Annotated in this window: 19 protein-coding genes; 12 read left to right on the forward strand and 7 right to left on the reverse strand. The window is 65.7% G+C overall.

The genetic code is table 11. The features are described 5' to 3' along the window. Nucleotides 1-9: 9 nt before the first annotated feature. Nucleotides 10-639, forward strand: coding sequence for a nitrogen fixation protein NifQ (locus AC0Z35_RS01635; RefSeq protein ID WP_120156794.1), 630 nt, complete (start codon nt 10-12; stop codon nt 637-639). 26 nt (nt 640-665) lie between these two features. On the opposite strand, the gene AC0Z35_RS01640 is transcribed toward AC0Z35_RS01635, so the two are convergent. Further along, nucleotides 666-2,741: a TonB-dependent receptor domain-containing protein gene (locus tag AC0Z35_RS01640; protein WP_485131660.1), complete on the reverse strand. Its 2,076-nt coding sequence runs from the start codon at nt 2,739-2,741 to the stop codon at nt 666-668. A gap of 199 nt (nt 2,742-2,940) precedes the next feature. Here AC0Z35_RS01640 and AC0Z35_RS01645 point away from each other — a divergent pair, with 199 nt between their 5' ends. Further along, a complete protein-coding gene (locus tag AC0Z35_RS01645) occupies nt 2,941-3,156 on the forward strand; it encodes a SlyX family protein (RefSeq protein WP_120156796.1) in 216 nt (71 codons plus the stop codon). Nucleotides 3,157-3,231: 75 nt separating this feature from the next. Here the strand turns inward: AC0Z35_RS01645 and AC0Z35_RS01650 are convergent, their stop codons facing one another. Continuing rightward, nucleotides 3,232-4,047 (reverse strand): class I SAM-dependent methyltransferase, encoded by an 816-nt coding sequence (locus tag AC0Z35_RS01650; RefSeq protein ID WP_485131527.1) that lies wholly within the window; start codon nt 4,045-4,047, stop codon nt 3,232-3,234. 223 nt (nt 4,048-4,270) lie between these two features. Here AC0Z35_RS01650 and AC0Z35_RS01655 point away from each other — a divergent pair, with 223 nt between their 5' ends. From AC0Z35_RS01655 to AC0Z35_RS01665, 3 genes are all read left to right on the forward strand, one after another. Continuing rightward, nucleotides 4,271-4,627 carry a DUF4148 domain-containing protein gene (locus AC0Z35_RS01655; RefSeq protein ID WP_046805157.1) on the forward strand — a complete coding sequence of 119 codons (357 nt, stop codon included), beginning with the start codon at nt 4,271-4,273 and terminating at the stop codon, nt 4,625-4,627. A gap of 181 nt (nt 4,628-4,808) precedes the next feature. Continuing rightward, nucleotides 4,809-5,189 carry a hypothetical protein gene (locus tag AC0Z35_RS01660; RefSeq protein WP_052946030.1) on the forward strand — a complete coding sequence of 127 codons (381 nt, stop codon included), beginning with the start codon at nt 4,809-4,811 and terminating at the stop codon, nt 5,187-5,189. 530 nt (nt 5,190-5,719) lie between these two features. After that, nucleotides 5,720-6,154 (forward strand): hypothetical protein, encoded by a 435-nt coding sequence (locus AC0Z35_RS01665; RefSeq protein WP_485131526.1) that lies wholly within the window; start codon nt 5,720-5,722, stop codon nt 6,152-6,154. On the opposite strand, the gene AC0Z35_RS01670 is transcribed toward AC0Z35_RS01665, so the two are convergent. Further along, nucleotides 6,123-7,421 carry an ArgE/DapE family deacylase gene (locus AC0Z35_RS01670; protein ID WP_046805156.1) on the reverse strand — a complete coding sequence of 433 codons (1,299 nt, stop codon included), beginning with the start codon at nt 7,419-7,421 and terminating at the stop codon, nt 6,123-6,125. The genes AC0Z35_RS01665 and AC0Z35_RS01670 overlap by 32 nt on opposite strands. Nucleotides 7,422-7,456: 35 nt before the next feature. Continuing rightward, on the reverse strand, nt 7,457-8,776 hold the full coding sequence (locus AC0Z35_RS01675) for an MFS transporter (protein WP_485131525.1): 1,320 nt from the start codon (nt 8,774-8,776) through the stop codon (nt 7,457-7,459). Nucleotides 8,777-8,953: 177 nt separating this feature from the next. On the opposite strand from AC0Z35_RS01675, the gene AC0Z35_RS01680 reads away from it, so the two are divergent. Then, nucleotides 8,954-9,934, forward strand: a complete 981-nt coding sequence (locus AC0Z35_RS01680) for a LysR family transcriptional regulator (protein WP_046805154.1) — start codon at nt 8,954-8,956, stop codon at nt 9,932-9,934. A gap of 240 nt (nt 9,935-10,174) precedes the next feature. Here the strand turns inward: AC0Z35_RS01680 and AC0Z35_RS01685 are convergent, their stop codons facing one another. Further along, entirely contained in the window at nt 10,175-12,475 is a 2,301-nt protein-coding gene (locus AC0Z35_RS01685) for an NADP-dependent malic enzyme (protein ID WP_485131524.1), read from the reverse strand. A gap of 126 nt (nt 12,476-12,601) precedes the next feature. On the opposite strand from AC0Z35_RS01685, the gene AC0Z35_RS01690 reads away from it, so the two are divergent. The 5 genes from AC0Z35_RS01690 to AC0Z35_RS01710 all read left to right on the forward strand — a co-directional run bounded on the left by AC0Z35_RS01690 (nt 12,602) and on the right by AC0Z35_RS01710 (nt 16,833). Then, nucleotides 12,602-13,570, forward strand: coding sequence for a LysR substrate-binding domain-containing protein (locus AC0Z35_RS01690; RefSeq protein ID WP_046805149.1), 969 nt, complete (start codon nt 12,602-12,604; stop codon nt 13,568-13,570). 119 nt (nt 13,571-13,689) lie between these two features. After that, the gene (locus AC0Z35_RS01695) at nt 13,690-14,316 is read left to right on the forward strand and encodes a hypothetical protein (RefSeq protein WP_485131523.1); all 627 of its coding nucleotides are present in this window, start codon (nt 13,690-13,692) and stop codon (nt 14,314-14,316) included. Then, nucleotides 14,313-14,807, forward strand: a complete 495-nt coding sequence (locus AC0Z35_RS01700; protein WP_314365489.1) for a hypothetical protein — start codon at nt 14,313-14,315, stop codon at nt 14,805-14,807. Before AC0Z35_RS01695 ends, AC0Z35_RS01700 begins: the two co-directional genes overlap by 4 nt. A 70-nt stretch (nt 14,808-14,877) precedes the next feature. Beyond that, entirely contained in the window at nt 14,878-15,702 is an 825-nt protein-coding gene (locus tag AC0Z35_RS01705) for a helix-turn-helix transcriptional regulator (protein ID WP_485131522.1), read from the forward strand. A gap of 237 nt (nt 15,703-15,939) precedes the next feature. After that, nucleotides 15,940-16,833 carry a DMT family transporter gene (locus AC0Z35_RS01710; protein WP_485131521.1) on the forward strand — a complete coding sequence of 298 codons (894 nt, stop codon included), beginning with the start codon at nt 15,940-15,942 and terminating at the stop codon, nt 16,831-16,833. On the opposite strand, the gene AC0Z35_RS01715 is transcribed toward AC0Z35_RS01710, so the two are convergent. After that, nucleotides 16,820-17,308, reverse strand: coding sequence for a MarR family winged helix-turn-helix transcriptional regulator (locus AC0Z35_RS01715; protein ID WP_485131520.1), 489 nt, complete (start codon nt 17,306-17,308; stop codon nt 16,820-16,822). The genes AC0Z35_RS01710 and AC0Z35_RS01715 overlap by 14 nt on opposite strands. A 346-nt stretch (nt 17,309-17,654) precedes the next feature. On the opposite strand from AC0Z35_RS01715, the gene AC0Z35_RS01720 reads away from it, so the two are divergent. Continuing rightward, nucleotides 17,655-19,058 (forward strand): MATE family efflux transporter, encoded by a 1,404-nt coding sequence (locus AC0Z35_RS01720; RefSeq protein ID WP_485131519.1) that lies wholly within the window; start codon nt 17,655-17,657, stop codon nt 19,056-19,058. Here AC0Z35_RS01720 and AC0Z35_RS01725 read toward each other — a convergent pair. After that, the gene (locus AC0Z35_RS01725; protein WP_485131518.1) at nt 18,979-19,941 is read right to left on the reverse strand and encodes a LysR substrate-binding domain-containing protein; all 963 of its coding nucleotides are present in this window, start codon (nt 19,939-19,941) and stop codon (nt 18,979-18,981) included. The two genes, AC0Z35_RS01720 and AC0Z35_RS01725, sit on opposite strands and share 80 nt — an antisense overlap. Nucleotides 19,942-20,186: the final 245 nt, after the last annotated feature.

Raw genomic sequence — 20,186 nt, forward strand, 5'->3', positions numbered from 1 at the left:
ACCCCCGCCATGGACGCTGTGCTGACTTCTTCCCCCGCCCAGGCCGACATTTCCGTGTCGGTGCAGCGGTTCGCGCGCGCCCTCCTGCATCACGCGCCACCCGGCCATCCCGACGCCGGCTTTTTCGCCACCGTCATCGGTACCAGCCTGGCGCACCACGATCTGGCGCGCAGCGGCCTGAGCCCGGACGAGATCGCGGACCTGACGGACCATCTTTTTCCGGGCGCGCTGCAATCCGAAGACGCCCGGCTGGCCGCGTTTGTCGAGCAATACGCCGTGTACGCGGTCCACGGCCGGGGCGATCCGCAACCCGGCTTCACCTTGCTGATGCGCGTGTTGCTTGAGGCCTATCGCGCCCCCGACCTGGGCACCACGGCCTGGGTCACCGGCGTGCTGGCGCACGCCTGCCTGCGGCCCGACCACCTGTGGCGCGACCTGGGTCTGGCCGGCCGCGAAGATGTCACCTTTCTGCTGGCACGCCATTACCCGGGCCTGGTGATGCGCAATACGCGCAACCTGCGCTGGAAAAAATTCCTGGCCTATTCGGCCTGCGAGCATGCGGGCCTGCCGCCGTCGGCCGCGCCCGGCTGCCCGCAATGTGAAGACCACGGCATCTGCTATTCAAGCGCGCCTGACTGACGCCGCGCCACGGCTGCGCGGCATCGTCAGAAGCGATACGTTGCGCCGAGCCCCATGCCCACGCTGCGCCCGGCGGCCGGCTCGTAATAGCGGCCATTGCTTTCGTTGACAATCACCGACCCGACGTACTTTTTGTCGAACAGGTTGTCCACACGCGCGTAGGCATTCAGTTCCCAGGCGTTGATTTTCTTCACGTAGCCCGCGCTGATGGCGGCAACGAAATAGCCTGGCGCGTCCTGATCATTGGCGTCGTTCACGTAGATCTTGCTTAACACGCGCCCTTCCACCGACGCCTGCCAGCCTTGCGGCGGCGCCCACGCCAAGGACGCAAACAAGGCTTGCCGCGCGATGCCCGGTATCTTGTTGCCCGCGCGGATGCCGCCCGTGCCGTCGTCGGCGTAACGCGCGTTCAGCCAGGTATAGGCCAGCTGCGTGCGCCAGTGCGGCGCATGTTCGCCGGTCCAACCCAGTTCCACGCCGTCGCGCCGTGTGCGGCCCGCATTCTGATAGCTGGTGCGCCCGCCGCTGCTGCCAGCCGACACGATCTCGTCTTCCGTGCCCGTGTGAAACACCGCGGCTGTCGCCAGCCCCCCTGCCACGCGCGCCTTCACGCCCGCCTCCAGGTTGGTGCTAAGCGACGGCGCCAACCCGAAGTTCAAGCCGGGCTGGCCACCGGGGCGGTACGAGATTTCGTTCAGCGTGGGCGTTTCAAATCCGCGCCCGTAAGACGCGTACAGGCTGACATCGTCACTGGCTGCATAACGCACCGCCGCCATGGGCAGGGCCTTGCGATAGCGCGCGTCGCCGCTGTCGTCGCCATTGCCGGGGGCAAGGTAGTGGTCGTTGGAGTCGAAGCTGACCGTGCTGTAGCGCAGGCCCGCGTCCAAGGTCCAGCGCGGCGCCACCTTCCACGACGCCTGCACATAGGGGTCGGCGTTGTACACGGTGTTGGTTTCGTTGCGCCGCAACGCGCCTTGCACGCCCAGGGTCGGGTTGGCCACCGAGCCGGTGAAGTTCTGATAGCCCTTGCGGTCTTCCTGCATGGCATCGTAGGCAAAGCCGCCAACCAAGGTCAGCGCCCGGCCGCCGACATCAAGCTCGGACGTCCAGCGCACATCCGCGCCGCCGTATTCGCGAGCCAGGTCGATGACGCCGCCCGCCTGCGTGGGCGCCAGTTGTACGGCGGGGGGAATTGACTGGTACTGCCTCGTGTCGCGTTGGCCGTAATACGCCATCACGCGCAACGTATTGCGTCCGTCCACCTGCCGCTCGTAGACCACGCCGCCCTGGGTCTGGCGCACCGTTTTCCGGGTGTCGTACTGCTCGGCCAAGGGCGCGGCGCGGGGGTCATCCTGAAACTGCTGCCAGGTCAGGCCCAAGGGGTCCTGTGCTTTCAGGTCGACGCTGTTCAGCACGATGGTCAGCCGGCTGGCGTCGTCCAGCTGCAAGCCCAGCTTGGCGTTGGCCAGGTTTTTCCGCGCCGCGCTGTGGTCGCGATAGCCATCGGTGGTGAAGCGGCTGACGCTCACCACGTAGTCCACGGCGCCCACGCCGTCGCCCTCGCCCTCGCCCCCGCCAGTGACCCCGCTGGCCAATGCGCCATAACGCCATGTGCCAAAGCTGGCCCCCCACCCATTGGCCGACAGGGACGGCGGCGCCGCGCCATCTTCGGTGTACGCCTGGATCACCCCGCCCGACGAATTGCCGTACAACGCCGAGAACGGCCCGCGCATGACTTCAACACGGGCCAGCGACGCGATGTCGATGTTGGACGTCTGCCCTTGGCCATCGGGCATCGTGGCCGGGATCCCGTCTACGTAAAGGCGCACGCCGCGCACGCCAAACGTGGACCGCGCGCCGAAGCCTCGGCTGGATATCTGCAAGTCCTGGGCATAATTCTGGCGGTTCTGGATTTGCAGACCGGGCACGCCCGCCAGCCCTTCCGACAGGTTGATGCCGGGTTGGCGCTGGCGCATCACCGCGCCGTCGACCACATCCACCGACGCCGGCGTGTCCAGCACGGACGTGCCCAGGCGTGTGCCTGTCACGACCACCGGCGCCAGGGTCACGTCCACCGTCTGTCCCCAGGCGGTGTTGACCATGCCCGCCACCAGCGAGCCCTGCATCAGCCACTGCAAGCCCCGCCGCAGCCCGCGCTGCCCGTGCCCGCGCGTAGCGCCTTTTGCTTGCCGCCATGTGCAACGCCCCGCCTGGTCCGTCACCGATGTCTCCCTGTATAAAAGCCTGAAAGATCCCGTGTTCCGTTGGAAATCCGCGGCAGGAAAGGGTCTAATAGCCGCCATGGAACCCATGCAAGACATAGAACGCCGCCTGCAAGAGCTGGAAATCAAGTCCAGCTTTGCGGATGATCTGTTGGAACAACTGAACCAGATTATCGTCCGCCAACAACAGCAAATAGAGCGCCTGCAGCGCGAGGTGGCCGACCTGCGCCAACAAGCCCCGGAAGGCGCCGCGCCCTTTCGCAGCCTGCGCGACGAGCTACCGCCGCACTACTGATCGGTACTGCCGGAAGCCATTGCGCGCCTTTGCGCGCCTTCGCGCCCCTGCACGCCCTGCACGCCCCTGCACGCCTCAGTAACCGTAACGCAGCAACCTGCCCAGCTTGCGCAGCAGCGGCACACGCCGCATCAGCCACACGCCCACGCGTGCAGGCCCACTGAACCGCGCCCATTGTGCGCCGGCCTCTTCGTACACCCACTGTTCGGTGCGCAATCGCAGACCCGGCACCTGCGCTTCGAGCATCTGCGCGTCCTCCAGGTTCCACCGCATCGGCGCGCCGGTCGCGCGGAACATGGGGTTGCGCGAGGCCAGCGCCAGCCCCAGCCGCGAGTAGGCGTCGAATACGATCTCGCCCGAGGGAAACTGCGTGGTGATCACCCGCAGCAAGTTCAGTACCTGCGCTTCGTGCAAATACAGCAGCAGCCCTTCGGCCACCACCAGCGTTGGCTTGTCCGTGGGAATGCGCGCCAGCCAGTCCAGTTCGGCCAACGACGTACCCAGCAATACGCAGCCCGGCCGGTCGGGATAGACGGCGCGCCGCAGCGCGATCACATCGGGGTAGTCCACATCGAACCACCCCACGCCGGGTGACGGGTCCACCCGAAATACCCGGCTGTCCAGCCCGCATCCCAGATGCAGCACCGTGGCGTCGGGGTGCGCGGCCAGGAATTCCCGCACCCAGGCATCCAGCGTGTACGCGCGCATGGACAGCCCGATCATGGCGTCGCGGCTCATGCGCAGCGCGGCGAAATCATGGTCGATACGCGCCACGGCCTCGGCCGCGTACCGGTCCTGCAACAACGATCCAGGCAGGCGGCTTTCCGCTGCCTTGGCGTACAGCGTAATCAAGAGCGTGGCTCGTACACCGGTAAGCCGGACCTGTTCCATGCGGGCTCCTCTAAGACGCCTGGGGGGACGCTATGGCTTCCATAAATGGAATAAATCGGAAAATCGAACGATATTCTTCCATTGATGGAAATATCTTTTACGGATATCCGGGTTTATCCCTACCCGGGATCGGCGCAGAATTCAGTCATCGGGAAACAGCAACGAACCACGACGGATAGGCCGCCTGATTCGCACCCAAGGCTCTTGAAATCGGAGATTTACCATGAAGAAGACCCTAGCTACCGCATTGATGTTGTCCTTTGCCGCCCTGAGCGCCGGCGCCTACGCATCGCAAAACATCGAACCCAACAACGTGCCGTTCCAAGGCGTTTACGGCACGCAGTACGAAGGCCCGACCCGCGCGCAAGTGCAGGCCGAACTGGCCGCCGCCAAATCCGCTGGCCTGGTGACCAACGTGGAACCGAACAACGTGCCCTTCCAGGGCGTTTACGGTGCCCCGCAATCGGGCAAGACCCGCGCGGACGTCCAAGCCGAACTGGCTACCGCCAAGGCTGCCGGCCTGGTCTCCAACGTTGAGCCCAACGACATGCCCTTCGCCGGCGTCTACCACGGCAACTGATCTGGCTGACAACGCCTGACCACGCCTGACCACGATTACCCCCTCCCTGTTGTACCTTGGCCGCCTTGAACCAGGCGGCCTTTTTTTGGGGCGGCAACGTGCGTGGCAAACGCAACGCGTTCGCGTACTATCGGCTCCAGTGCCAGCAAGAAAATCTGACTCATCAGACAGGGAGCCTATCTTGAGATACACCCGCGTTCTCGCCGCCTTGCTCATCGCAAGCGGCATGTCGGCAGCCGCCGTCGCCGCACCGCCGGTGATGCTGAATAATTCTCTCATCACGCAGATTCCCAACGGCGACCGCACCTCGTTCCACGAAGCCGTCGCCCAGGCGCTGAACCAATCGGCCGACGGCCAGCGCACCGAATGGACCAGCAAGACCCAGCCCAAGCGCGCCGCGCCAATCACCGTACAACTGACGCCCACGCAAACCAGCAAGATCAAGGACGACCGCGTCTGCCGCTTCCTGGTCGCCGACTTCGCCCGCAGCAGCACCACCGAGAAATGGCAATTCTGGTTCTGCAAGCAACCGGACGGCACCTGGAAGGCCAGCAGTACTTGATGCGGGGATAGGCGGAATCCGAGCCGACCCGATAGCGAAAGACCTGCTACACCGCAGCCTCCTGCTTTACAGCTGGGGGCTGTTCTTATTCGGTCGCCCCATGCGCCGATGCCCACCGGCCGATTTCGCCACACCTGACATGCTCTGACGTCCCCGCGCGGCGGGCAGCTTGTCCCTGTCGGCATCGGATCAATTCCGAATCCGCTCGTAGTAGTCCGATTTTTCCCATTAGATCGTCTGGCCCGTTGCAAATTCAATAGACTCGAAGCCAGTCTAATTTGCGTGGGAGGGCGTATGTCAGCCAGACCAATCAAGATCATTGGACCAACGGCCCGTGGCCGGCCAGCGCGGACGATGTGCCGGACCACATTTCAATCAAACTGGGATGCGATCTCTATGCCGCCGCCAAGCCTCACGAACTGACCTCGGCTACGCTGTTGAAACGAATTTCCGCCGTACCGTTGCCTTGGGGAATCGCAGAGCATCGGGCTAAGGAACGCCATGAATGCAGCCGTTGAAAGCACGCAAGCATGCGATTCGTAGCGCGCCTGCTTTGCGCCATCCTGGGATTGCTGGCATGCATCTGGGTATTTTCCGCCGCCTGGGGTGCGTTTTCGCCCGTGGTGGTGGTGCATTACTCGGAACATGCCACCGGCCGCGTCAGCGTCTTTTTCAACGACAACGACGACACGCGCAAGCTTGGCATGAGCCCCGGCCAGACCTTGAGATTTCGCACGGCCATGTTTCCCGAGCCCGGCATGTGGATCTTGATCACTTTTCCGGGCCACAGCGCTGACCATATCGAGCTGACGCAGCCGTTCAGCCGTGTCGACGTGTTTGTCGGGGATGGGGCAAAGGTCGAACGCACCGAAATACGCGATCGATTCCTTGCCCGCCTGTTTGCAGGAAACCCCGACCGAACTTCTACCTACCTCACTCCCGCACCCCACACCATTGCGCAATGAACAGCGCGATGGTCTTGGTGATAAGGCGTACCGATTCCAGGTGCACGCGTTCGTCGAAGCCGTGGATGTCCAGGGACTTGGGGCCGTAGACCAGGGTGGGCATGTCGCCGTAGATGACGAAGACGCGGGCGTCCAGGTAGCCGGGCGTGGTGAAGCTTTGCAGCTCGCTTTGGAAGGCCTGGCGGTGGCATTCGCGCAGGGTGTTTTCCGCGTCGGAGCCTTCTTCCAGCACGTAGCCTTCGGCGTAGAAGCCGGTGTAGGTGACCGCTGGCGGTGTTCCGCCCAGGCGGGGGTCGGACACGGCGTCGCGCAGGCAGGCGTCGATTTCGGCGCGGGCTTCGTCCGCTGTCGTGCCGGGGTAGATGGCGGCGCGCACGTCGAATTCGCACCAGGGCGGCACGGTGGATGGCCAGTCGCCGCCTTCGATCTTGCCGATGTTGAAGTTGATGGGGTGGTCCAGGTGTTCAAAATGGCGGTGGCAATGATGCTGCCCGTTCCACTTGGTTTCCAGCTTGCGCAGCGCTTCGATAGTGGCGTAGGCGGCGTCGATGGCGTTGAAGCCGTTGGCCATTTCGCGCGTGTGGGTGGGGTGGCCTTGCACGCGGACCTTGAACCACAACACGCCCACGTTGGCGCGCACCAGCATGTTTTCTTCGGGCTCGGGGATGATGACGGCGTCGGCCTTGTAGCCGCGCAATAACGCAGCCAGCGCGCCGTTGCCCGTGCATTCCTCTTCCACCACGGACTGGAAGTAGATCGGCGCCGCGGGTGCGTAGCCGGCCGCGCGCAAAGCGTCGTAGGCGAACAGGTTGGCGGCCAGGCCGGCCTTCATGTCGGCGGCGCCGCGTCCGTACATCCAGCCGTCGATGATGGCCGGGTCCCAAGGGGATCGGCTCCACATGTCCTGCGGGCCCGTGGGCACCACGTCCACGTGGCCGTTCAAGATCAGCGAGCGGCCCGTCTGCACGTCGGGCCGGTAGGTGCCGACCACGTTGAAGGCGTTTTCGTACGAGACGGTGACGGGCCCGAAGCCCGGATGCGATTCGATGTCCTTGACGTCGATCTTCCAGCGGTCCATCGCAAAGCCGCGTTGGCGCATCGCCTCGTACAGGAAGTCCTGTGCCGTGTGCTCTTGCTCGCGCAAGGACGGAAAGCGCACCAGTTCCTGCGTGAAGGCCAGTTGCGCATCAAAGCGGTCATCGACCGCCTGCAGAATGCGGCGCGTCTGTTCGGCCGTCAACGCGGCGGGGGCTTGGGTGGTGTCCATGAAGTCTCCTTGAAGAGGAATGTTGAGCGCCCGGCTTACGCGGCCGGCGTGACGGTGCGAGCGCTGGCCGCGCGGCGCGGCTGGTGGTTGGCCAAGCCCCAAATCGACACGAGCGTAATGGCCGACAGCGCGGAATAGAACAGCGCCAGCGGCAGCCACTGGCCGGGATATTGGTGCGACAGCCAGGTGCCAATCAACGGCGTGAACCCGCCGGCAACGGCCCCGCACAATTGGTACGACAGCGAGATTCCCGAATAACGCACATGGGTCTCGAAGGCCGCGCTGATGAAGCCGGCCATTGCCGAATAGATGGTTGCCATGAACACCAGCACGATGGCGATGCCGGCCACGATGCTGAGCGGCGTGGCCTGGCTGACCAGCATGAACATCGGGTACGGCGCCAACACCGAACACGCTGCCGCGATCATCAGCACGCGCGATGTGCCCAGCGATTCGGCGAACCAGGCGGCCAGCGGCTGCACGATCAGCTGGATGATGGCGACGGCGAACAGGCAGTCCAGGATCATCGCGCGGTCCAGGCCCAGCGTTTGCGTGGTGTAGGCCAGCATGAACGTGTTGGTGAAATAGATGCCGCCGATGGCGACGGTGCACACGCCCATGCACAGCAGCACGGTGCGCCACGCAGTGCGCAGCACTTCGCGCGCGGGCACTTCGGAGGTTTCCTGCTGCGCCAGCACCTTCGCGAAGTCGGGCGATTCGCTGACCCCGATGCGGATGAAGTAGCCCACTACCAGCAGCACGGCGCTGACCAGGAACGGGATGCGCCAGCCCCAGGCCAGGAAGTCGGCCTCGTCCAGCGTCGTGATCAGGCGGAACGCCACCAGCGACAGGATCAAGCCTGCCGGGCTACCCAGCTGCGCGAAGGATGCCGCGAAGGTGCGCCGCCGTTGCGAGGCGTGTTCGCCTGCCATCAACACCGCGCCGCCCCACTCGCCGCCCACCGCCAGGCCCTGCGCCAGGCGCAACACCAACAGCAGCGCGGGCGCGAGCATGCCGGCCTGCGTGTAGCTGGGCAGCAGGCCGATGCCCACGGTTGCCACGCCCATGATGACCAGCGTGGCCATCAGCGCGTTCTTGCGGCCGACGCGGTCGCCCAGGTGGCCGAACACCAGCCCGCCCAGCGGCCGCGCCAGAAAGCCCGCCGCGAAGGTGCCAAAGGACGCCATCGTGCTGACGAAGGGGTCGGCGGTGGGAAAGAACACTTTGCCGAACACCAGCGCGGCGGCGGTGGCGTAGATGTAGAAGTCGTACCACTCGATGGTGGTGCCGATGAAAGCCGCGGCGGCGGCGCGCACCGGTTGCCTGGCGGCGGATGGATGGGCGGGGGCCGTCATGATTTCTCCTTGGGATTTTTTGGATTTGATGGCGGCTTTATCGCCCGCGCCCGTGGGAGCGGTCAATTTCTGATTTCTTATCATTGACTTAAGCAGGATTAATGTTCGGATATCATGTCCGGGCATTGCGCCTTCGCCTCCACCGCGCCCCACCAAATCGTTACCGATCAATGTGTTATGAAAGATAAATCGATTCTTCCCACGACGATTACGCGCGTGGGCGATCGCCTGGACTGGAACCTGCTGCGGACTTTTCTGGTCATCGCGCAAGAGCGCAGCATTAGCGGCGCTGCTATCAAACTGCACCTGACGCAGTCAGCGGTCAGCCAGGCGTTGCGCCGGCTGGAACAGCAGCTGGATCGCCGCCTGATCGAACGGCATCACTCCAAATTTGCCATCACGCGGGCCGGCGAAGAGGTGCGCCAGGCTGCGCTGGCCATTCACGGCAACGTGTCGCAACTGGTCAGCGACGTGGCGCAGGCCGAGGAACAAACCGTGGGCCGCATCCATCTGCTGGTGGCCAGCCGCATTCATTCGGCGGTGTATGACGAGTTCTGGGTGCGCTTTCATCGGGCGCACCCGCGCATAGAAGTTCAGCTGGACGTGTTGCCCAGCAGCGAAATCGTGAACGTGTTGCAGCAGCGGGGCGCGACGGCGGGCATCGCGCTATGCCGACAGATTCCCAAGCGGCTGGACCACAAACTGTTCCTGCAACAGCGCTACGCGATGTTCTGCGGCAAACACCATCCGCTGTTCGGGCGCACGGACATCCGCATGGAAGATCTGCTGAACGAGAATTTTGTCTCGTTTGCCAGCGACGCCCTGGGCGACAGCCTGTCTCCGCTGACGATCTTTCGTGACCAGCGCGGGTTCTCGGGCAGCATCATTGCAACGTCGTCACAGCATGACGAGGTCAAGCGTCTGCTGGTGGCGGGCTTTGGCATCGGCTGCCTGCCGGAACACAGCGTGCAGGCCGATCTTGCCGAGGGCCGCTTGTGGCGGCTGCCACCGGGCGAAGGCGTGTGCGCGGCGGACCTGCATCTGCTTTGGCACGGGGACGCGCACCGCAGCGCGGCCGAAGACCTGTTCATTGCGGCGTTCCGCGACCATATCGACAACTATTCGCTGCCGCAGCGGCTGTTGCCGCATCTGCCTTGAGCCTTGGCGTGGGGGTAGCGCGGGGTAGCGTCAGGGGTGGCGGCCAGCTTGCCTTCGGGGTGACGTCCGCCAGCTGCCGGCGCGCCGTTGAAGGCATGAAAAAAAACGCCCCGAGCCGCCGCGCGTAAGGCGGGGGGTCGGGGCGTTGGTTGCTGGCGTTGGTGCCGGCAAGGGTCGCTAGCGTTGATTGACGGCGTTGACGATGGCGTTAATTGCAGCCACGCGCGAAACGCCTCAGCCTCAGGCCGACGTTTCGACGCGGTTGGCGTCCAGCACGGTCATTGCCGTCATGTTGATGATGCGGCGCACCGTGGAGCTGGACGTCAGGATGTGCACCGGAGCGTTCGCGCCCAACAGGATCGGGCCAACCGCCACGTTGCCGCCCGCGGCCGTCTTGAGCAGGTTGTAGGCGATGTTGCCGGAATCCACGTTCGGGCACACCAGCAGGTTGGCTTCACCTTTCAGCGTGGACGACGGCAGGATGCGCATGCGCAGCGCTTCGTCCAGCGCGCAATCGCCGTGCATTTCGCCGTCGATTTCGATCTCGGGCGCGGCGTCGCGCACCAGCTCCAGCGCGCGGCGCATCTTGGCGCCCGACGCGGAACTGCCCGTGCCGAAATTCGACCGCGACAGCAGCGCCACCTTGGGCGCCAGATTCATGCGGGCCATTTCCTGCGCCGCCATCACCGTGAACTCGGCGATCTGCTCGGCCGTGGGCTCATCGTTGACATGCGTGTCCACCAACACCACCGTGCGCTCGTTGAGCAGCAGGATGTTCATCGCGGCATACACGTTGGCGCCCGGACGGCGGCCGATCACTTCGTCCACAAAACGCAGGTGGTCGTGGTAGGCGCCCACCGTGCCGCAGACCATGCCGTCGGCATCGCCCAGGTGCACCATCATTGCGCCGATCAAGGTCAGGCGGCGGCGCATTTCCACGCGCGCCATTTCCTTGGTGATACCGCGCCGGCACATCAGTTCCCAGTACGTCGTCCAGTACTGATGGAAGCGTTCGTCGTATTCGGGGTTGGTCACTTCAACGTCTTCGCCCAGGCGCAGGCGCAGGCCGAATTTCTCGATGCGCGACAGCAGCACGGCGGGGCGGCCCACCAGAATCGGACGGGCCAGGCCTTCGTCAACCACGACCTGCACCGCGCGCAGCACGCGTTCGTCTTCACCTTCGGTGAACACGATGCGCGCCTTGCCGCCGCCGCGCACGATGCGCTTGGCGGCCGAGAACAGCGGCTTCATGAACGCGCCCGAGTGATACACGAACTGCTGCAACTGTTCTTCGTAGGCTTCCAGGTCGGCCAGCGGGCGCGTGGCCACGCCGCCGTCCATCGCGGCCTTGGCCACGGCCGGCGCGATGCGCACGATCAAACGCGGGTCGAACGGCTTGGGGATCAGGTATTCCGGGCCGAACGAGATGTCATAGGTGCCATAGGCGGCCGCAACGACTTCGTTCTGCTCTTCTTCCGCCAACTGGGCAATGGCGTACACGGCGGCCATTTCCATTTCACGGGTAATGGTGGTGGCGCCCACGTCCAGCGCGCCCCGGAAAATGTACGGGAAGCACAGGACGTTGTTGACCTGGTTCGGGTAGTCGGAACGACCGGTGGCCATGACCACGTCATCGCGAACGGAATGCGCCACTTCCGGCAGGATTTCCGGCGTGGGATTGGCCAGCGCCAGGATCAGCGGGCGCGTGCCCATGGCCGCAACCATCTCGGGCTTGAGCACGCCGCCGGCGGACAGGCCCAGGAACACGTCGGCGTCCTGAATCACTTCAGCCAGCTTGCGGGCATCGGTCTTTTGCGCGAAGCGCGCCTTGTCCGGGTCCATGAGTTCGACACGGCCTTCGTAGACCACGCCTTCAATGTCGGTGACCCAGATGTTTTCCAGCGGCAGGCCCAGGTCCACCATCAAATCCAGGCACGCCAGGGCAGCAGCGCCGGCGCCCGAGGTCACGACCTTGACCTTCTTGATGTCCTTGCCCACGACCTTCAAGCCGTTGATGAACGCGGCCGATACCGTGATGGCGGTGCCGTGCTGGTCGTCGTGGAACACGGGAATCTTCATGCGTTCGCGCAGCTTGCGCTCGACGGTGAAGCATTCGGGCGCCTTGATGTCTTCCAGGTTGATGCCGCCGAAAGTGGCTTCCAGCCCGGCAATGATCTCGACCAGCTTGTCCGGATCGGTTTCGTTGATTTCGATGTCGAACACATCCAGGCCGGCAAACTTCTTGAACAGCACCGCCTTGCCTTCCATGACGGGCTTGGAGGCCAGCGCGCCGATGTTGCCCAGGCCCAGCACGGCCGTGCCGTTGGTGATCACGCCCACCAGGTTGCCGCGTGCGGTGTAGCGGTAGACGTTGGCCGGGTCGGCCACGATTTCTTCACAGGCAGAGGCAACGCCCGGCGAGTACGCCAACGCCAGATCGCGTTGGTTGACGAGCGGCTTGGACGCCACCACTGAAATCTTTCCCGGGGTGGGAAACTCGTGATAGTCCAATGCTGCCTGGCGGTCGGAGGGCGAATTCATGCGGCGGTAGCCTCGTGTGGCGAAATAAAAGGGTGGCGTGAATATGGGAAAAATTCTAGGCGGGCAGACATAAGGTGTTGATTCGGATTTAATATCGTCCCATTACCTTTACCTTATGACGTGTCTATGACGGCCTTTGACCCGGATGCGGTAATCCGGAAACTGACCTCGCGGCTGAAGATGCGCCACCTGATGCTGCTGTTACAGATCGAGCAGCACGGATCGCTGACCCGCGTGGCCGAACACATGGCCACCAGCCAGCCCGCCGTGACCAACGCGCTGGCTGAACTGGAAAGCATGTTCGACGTGCCGCTGTTCGACCGCTCGGTGCGCGGCATGACGCCCACGCCGCTGGGCGCCGTGGTGCTGGCGCGGGCGCGTGGGCTGGTTCACGACCTGGGCCATCTGGTGCAGGAAATGGAGGCGGTGGCGGCGGGCCATGCCGCCCATCTGCACATTGGCGTCATTCCGTTTGTGTCGGGCCAGATGCTGTCGGCGGCCATTGGCCGCACCTTGCCGCAAGGCCGGCGCATTACCGCAACCATCCACGAAGGCCAGGGCCCCGCGCTGCTGCGCCAGCTGCGCGACCACACGCTGGATGTGGTGGTGGGCTGGGCCACGCCGTCGGTCGACCTGAGCAATATCGATTTTGAAGTGCTGTACCACCAGCAGCCCCGCCTGATCGCCAGCCGGCGCCTGGCGGCGCGGCTGGGGCGGTCGCGGCTGGAATGGGAGCGGTTGGCCGACCTGGACTGGATTCTGGGCACGCCGGGCAGCCCCATCCGGGACCAGGTGGCGGAGATTTTCCTGCGTGCGGGGGTGGCGCCGCCGCCGCCATCGGTGCAAAGCGATTCGTCCAAGCTGATCGGCGAAATGATTGTGGCCAGCGACCGCGCCGTGTCGATCCTGCCGGCCGATATCGCCGACGAATTGGTGCGGATTGCGGGCGCGGCCATCGTGCCGTATTCGTTTGACTGGACGCTGCCGCCGATCTCGCTGTTCACGCGGGCCGATGGCCTGCGGCGCAACGTGGACGCGCTGTTCGCGTCAAAGCTGCGCGAGGTCTACACCAAGGGCGCGCGGCCGGGGAATTGACGGGAGGCCTTGAAGCGGGCGTTTGTCGACAAAATTGTCAACCAATGCAAACGTTGGCCCGTGCGCGGCCACCCCGATCCTATACTTGCGGCGCCAAGATTCATGCAGGAGGCCGCCGCTTGTTCCCCACCCCGCCCTCACGCGCGCCGCGCCGCGCGTTTGCCCTTGCCTTGATCGGCCTTGCCGCATCCGCCGCGCTGTCCGGCTGCAATTCGATGCTTAACGAAGGCACCGGCGCGGCCGCCGGTATCGCGGGCACGGCCATTGCCAACAAAGTTACCGACAACGCCACCGTGGCCACCGGCATCGGCCTGGGCGTACAGGCCGGGGCGAAAGCGGCCCTGGCCTACGCGCAGCGCAAGACGCGCGGCGAAGAGCAAGACGCCATCGCCACAGCCGCCGGCGCGCTGGACGTAGGCGCCGTGGGCCCGTGGCGCGTCAAGCACCAGATTCCCATCGAAAGCGACGCGCAGGGGCAGGTTGCCGTCAGCCGCTTGATCGGCGGCGTCGGGCTGCAATGCAAGGAAGTCGTGTTTTCTATCGACACGCCAGCCGATAAGCCTGCCGATAAATCGCCCGACAAGTCCGCCGACAAGGCCGCCAACAAGGCCACCCACAAGCCCTCCAACAAGGCCGAGGACGAACTCGCGCGCGAGTTCTACGTCACCACCATCTGCCGCGACGGCGCGCAGTGGCGCTGGGCCAGCGCCGAGCCGGCCACGGCGCGTTGGGGGTCGTTGCAGTGATCCCGCGTGTTTGTGTGTTGGCGCTGATGGCCGGCGCCCTGTTGTCCGGCTGCCAGAGCTCGTCAATCGGCGGGGCCACGGGCGCCGTGGTCGGCACCGTCAGCGGCGCGGCCACGGCCAACCCGGTTGCGGGCTACGCCATCGGCGTGACCGTGCAGGCCGCCGTGGACGCCACGGTGAAATACGTGCTGCGCGAATGGAAGAACGATCAACAGAACGTGATGGCCAACGCGGCGGGCGACCTGCCGATCGGCCAGATCCGCCACTGGCAGATCCGGCATGCGCTGCCCGTGGGTAACGAGAACGGCGGCATCCAGGTGGTGCGCGATATCGACACGCCACTGACCCGCTGCCGCGAAGTGCTGTTCACGGTCGAGCAGGAAGACGCGCCCGCCCCCGCCTACACCAGCCTGATCTGCCGCCAGCAAAACGGCCAGTGGAAATGGGCGGCGGCCGAGCCGTCGGTGGCGCGCTGGAACGGCTTGCAATAGGCTTGATCGCGTCGGGATCGGCAAGCGATACTGGGCCACCGCCACGCGCCCAGCCCCACCCTATCCGTCCATGCCTTCCGGTCAATTCCAGATGCAGCGCAGCGTGCTTGCCGGCGTGCAGGCCGTTGCCGCGCGCAGCCGCCATGCGTTCACGCGGCATACGCATGATCAGTTCGGTATCGGCGTGATGCGCCAGGGCGCGCAGGTGTCCCACAGCGGCCGGGGCCAGGTCACGGCCGGCCCAGGCCACGTCATTACCGTCAACCCCGGCGAAGTGCACGACGGCGCGCCCATCGGAGACACGCCGCGCGCCTGGCAGATGCTGTACCTGGACCCGGACGTGGTGATGGACGCCGCCGGCCAGCTTGCCGAAGCCGGCGGCCTGGCCGCCGCCTACGAATTCGTCTACCCGGCACGCGACCAGCCCCACCTTGCCCGCGACGTGTTGCGCTTGTACGCGCACGCCATCGGCAGCCCTGCCCCGCTGGCTAGCGACGCGTTATTGCTGCGCATCCTGATGCAGGCGCACGGCGAGCGCGCGCCCGATTTGGCGCCGGATGCGCGCGCGGGTGTTCCCGCTTGCATCCGCCATGCGCAGGGCCTGATCGACGACACCCCCGCCGCCGTGCTGTCGTTGGCCGACCTTGCCGCCGCCAGCGGACTCAGCCGCTATCAAGCGCTGCGCGCCTTCACACGCGCCACCGGCATGACGCCGCACGCCTATCAGATACAACGTCGGCTGCTGTTGGCGCGGCAGCTGATCCGGCGCGGCATGCCGCTGGCCGACGTCGCCGCCGCCAGCGGCTTTGCCGATCAAAGCCACATGACGCGGCTGTTCGCGCGCGCCTACGGCGTGTCGCCCGGCCATTACGCATCAGCGGCCCGCGCCGCCTGAGGCGGCAGTGGCGTTTCATTCCATGGAATTGGACTCAAGGGCGGGCACTGTCGCGCGATGCGGTGGCGCAATCCTCCTCACGGCGGACCACTGCTGCCCGATGCGGCAATGCACGCTCGTTCAAGGCAGACCTCTGCCGCCGATACCGCCCTCCTACTGACCCAGCCCTGCAATTTCATTCAAGACCGCGTGCGCGCGTCGGCCCATGCTGCGGCTTTCTTCAGCAAGGACGGGGCAATGAACGCAAGGGACAGGTTCCAAGGCTATGGCTTTCTGGCGGGGGCCATGGTGCTGGTGGGCAGCACGGTGGTGGCCAGCAAGATCATCGGCGCCGGCATGCCGCCTTTTACCGCCACCGCCTTGCGCTTTGCCCTGGCGCTGCCGTGCTTTGCGGTGTTGATGGCCGCCACCGGCGCCCGCGTGCCGCGCCTGGGCCGACGCGACTGGATGCTGCTGGCCGCACAAGCCATTGCCGGCAGCGTGGGCTATACGACATTGCTGATCGCCGGCTTGCAGCGCGCGTCGGCGGTGGACGGCGGCGTCATCCTGGGCACGCTGCCGCTGGTGTCCGCGGGCATCGCGATGCTGCTGCTGGGCGAGCGGCCGGGCAAGGCGACATTGGGCGCGATTGCCGTGGCCGCTGCGGGCGTCGCGCTGATGGCGCGGGGCGGTGGTGACGCGGACACGCCCGCGTCATGGACCGGCAACGCCCTGATTCTGGGCGCGGTCGTGTGCGAAGGGCTGTTCATCCTGCTGAACAAACGCTTGCACGTGCCCGTGCCGCCGCTGGCGTTGTCGACGGTGATGGCCGGGTTTGGACTGGCGTTTTCGGCGCTGGCCAGCGTGACCGAAGCCCCGTGGTCGCTCACCTTTTCAAGCGGCGCGATGATGGCCGTGGGCTACTACGCGCTGGTGCCCACGGTGGGCGGCTTCCTGCTTTGGTATGCGGGCGCGGCGCGCGTGCGCGGCGCGGAAGCGGCGTTGTTCACTGCGTTGGCGCCGACGTGCGCCGTGCTGCTGGCGGCAACGGTACTGGGCGAAACGGTGACGGCGGCGCGAGCGTTGGGCATGGGCTGTGTGCTGGCCGGCGTGCTGTGGCAGGCGGTGGCCGCGCGCGCTAGCCCCGGCTGAAGGCCAGGGCGAAGTCCTCGGAAAAAATATCCGCCAAGGCATGCCGCAATGCGGCCGCGCGTTCGGTGCCGTAGGCCGCTTCAAAACGGCGCTGCGCATCCTTCCACAAGCGTTTGGATTCCGCCAGCTTGGCACGGCCCGCGTCGGTCAGCGCCACCCGGCGGCTGCGGCCATCGCGTTCGTCGCGCGAGGTTTCTACATAGCCGTCGCGCTCCAGCGGTTTCAGGTTGTGCGCCAGCGCGGACCGGTCCAGCACCAGCGCGCGCGCCAGGTCGGTCATGGACGGGGTGCCGGCACGGGCGATGTGCACCAGGATGGAATGCTGCGACACCTTCAAGCCGCAAGGCGCCAGCACCGTGTCATACAGCTGCGAGACGCGCCGGGTCGCCTTGCGCAAGGCGGCGCCGTTGCAGACGAGCGGGTCGGGGATCGGGCCGGAGGTTGGGCCGGACGTGGCGGGTTCAGCGTCGGACATGTGCGTGGCAAACGGGCAGGCAAAGTGGATCGGGCAAGCTCAATACGCTACTGCCGGGAACGGCCGGCGTCCAGCGCATTGTTGACAGATATTGGCATATGCACGTAAATTTTATCCCACCTCGTGACGCGCCGAGGCAGCGCCTTTGCCGTGTCTTCGTAGCGCCTTTGCCGTGTCTTCGTAGCGCCTTTGCCGTGCCTTTCGTAGTGCCTTTGCCGTGCCTTTCGTAGCGCCTTTGCCGTGCCTTTCGTAGCGCCTTTTACCGTGTCCTTCGCAGTGCCTTTGCAGCGCCCCCTTTCGCCCCCGACTCCGCCCTAGCCATCGCCCCCCCTTCCGGCCGCCAACCATGTCAGCGATTCCCCCGCCACGCCCCGCCAACGCGCGCCTGCAAGCGATGCTTCATGCGCCCATTGCCCCCACGCTGGCCCGCCTGGCCTGGCCGAATATCCTGATGATGTCGGCCCAGTCCGCCACCGGCCTGATCGAAACCTGGTTCCTGGCGCGGCTGGGCACATCGGTGCTGGCGGGCGTGGCGCTGGTCGTGCCGGTGCTGTTCCTGATGGGCAACATGTCGCAAGGCGCGATGGGCGGCGGCATCTCGGCCGCCGTGGCGCGCGCGCTGGGCGGTGGGCGCCAGGAAGAGGCCAACCAGTTGGTGCTGCACGCCGTCGTGCTGAACGCGCTGCTGGGCCTGCTGTTCTGTGTACTGTTGCTGGTCTTCGGCCCGCAACTGTATCGCGCACTGGGCGCGCAGGGCGAAGCGCTGGACGCGGCGCTGGCGTACTCCAATGTCATCTTTGGCGGCATCATCCTGATGTGGTTGATGAACGCCTTTGCCAGCGTCATACGCGGCACCGGCAACATGCTGGTGCCGGGCGCGGTGATCTGCGGCGGCGCGCTGTTGCTGGTGCCCTTGTCGCCCTGCCTGATCTTCGGATGGGGGCCGTTTCCCGCGCTGGGCGTGGCGGGTGGCGGCTGGGCGCTGGTCATCTACTACGGCGTGGGCGCGCTGGTCCTGGGCGTCTACTGCGCCAGCGGCCGCAACCCCGCGCGGCTGGTCATCAGCCGACTGCACCTGTCCCTGATGCGCAGCATTCTTAACGTGGGCGCGCTGGCCACGTTGAATCCACTGCTGACAAACGCTCAGGTAGCGCTGATTGCCGCGTTGGTCGGCGCCTATGCCGGCACGGCGGCGGTGGCCGGCTACGGCATTGCCGTGCGGCTGGAATACCTGCTGATGCCCATCGCGTTCGGGCTGGGCGCGCCCATGGTGGCGATGGTGGCCTCCAACATCGGCGCGGGGCAGCCCGAGCGCGCCGTGCGCATCGCGTTGACGGGCGGCGCGATGGCGTTCGTGCTGGCCGAATCCATCGGCCTGGCAGCGGCGTTTTTCCCGGAAGCCTGGCTGCGATTGTTCGGCGCCGAAGACCACATGCTGCAAGCCGGCGCCCTTTACCTGCAAACGGTCGGGCCGGTGTATGGATTCTTTGCGTTGGGGTTTTCGATGTACTTTGCCTCGCAGGGCGCGGGCCGGTTGAAGTGGCCGCTGTTGGCCGGTTGCCTGCGCCTGGTCACCGCCGTGGGCGCGGGCGGCCTCGCGCTGCACCTGACGGGGTCACTGACGGTTTTCTTCCTGGTGGCGGCCGTGGCAATGTGCCTGTACGGGCTGATCATCCTGGTCGCGATCGCGTCAGGCTCCTGGTTTCAGCGCGGCCATCTGCCAAAGGCTCGCCCGCTGGCGGGGTCTTGACCGGCGCATCGCGCAACGCGTAGGACACCAGCGCATCCGCGTACGCCGGCAGGGTGTCGCGCACGCACAGCACCAGATCGCGCGTGGCCCAATCGTCCGCCAGCGCCACGCGTTGCACGCCGGCCGTCCTGCCCAGGCGCACGGCGGCGGCCCGCGGCACAATGGCAATGCCCACGCCCCGCCCCACCATCTTGCACACGTCGTCAACGCCGCGCAGGCGCACGCGGTACGACAGCATCTTGCCGCCACGGCGCGCGTGATGCGCCAAATGTTCTTGCAGCGCGCTGCCTTCAATCAGCCCCACGAAATCCGCGTCAGCCACCTCGGCCAGCGTGACCGAACGCCGGTTCGCCAGCGCATGGCCGCGCGGCACCACCAAGGTCAGCGGATCGTGGCGGAAGACGCGCGTGTGCAGGCCCTGCAAGTCAGCCGAATCGGCCAGCACGCCGATGTCGCAAGCGCCCGCGCGCAGCGCATCGGCAATTTCCACGCTGGTGCGTTCTTGCAGGTCCACCGAGACACGCGGATGGTCGCGCAGAAAATCGCCCAGCACCGGCGGCAGGTGCTCGGTAAGCGCCGTGGTATTGCACAGCACGCGCACGTGCCCTTTCAAGCCCTGGCCGTAGTGGTCAAGTTCGCCCCGCATGCGGTCGATTTGCCCCAGCACGACACGCGCGTGATGCGCCAGCGTGCGTCCGGCGGGCGTGGACTCGACCCCGCGATGCGCGCGCAGCAACAGGGCGACGCCCAACGTGCCTTCCATGCCACGAATGCGCTCGCTGGCCGACGCCAGCGTCATATGCGTACGCTGCGCGCCGGCGGTAATGGAGCCGGTTTCGTATACGTTCAGGAATAGACGAAGGTCGGTCAGGTCGAATCGCATTCGGGCAGCGTAGCACGCACTGCCTATGGTGCAGCCATAGGCAGGCTATGCAATTTCCCGATCGCGTCGCGGTGCGTGGCGGCGCAAAATCGAAGCCTGCTTACCTCGCCGCTTACGCTGCCTTCGACTCCAATGCCGACCGTTACACCATGACTTCCCGCCGTATCAATCGCCTCGTTCCAGCGTCCCTGCCCGCGCGTTTCTTTTCGGCTGATCGGAGGCTGCGCATCAGGGCCAGCCATGGC

The sequence above is a fragment of the Achromobacter sp. 1L-A-4-B-C2 genome, from assembly GCF_057291955.1.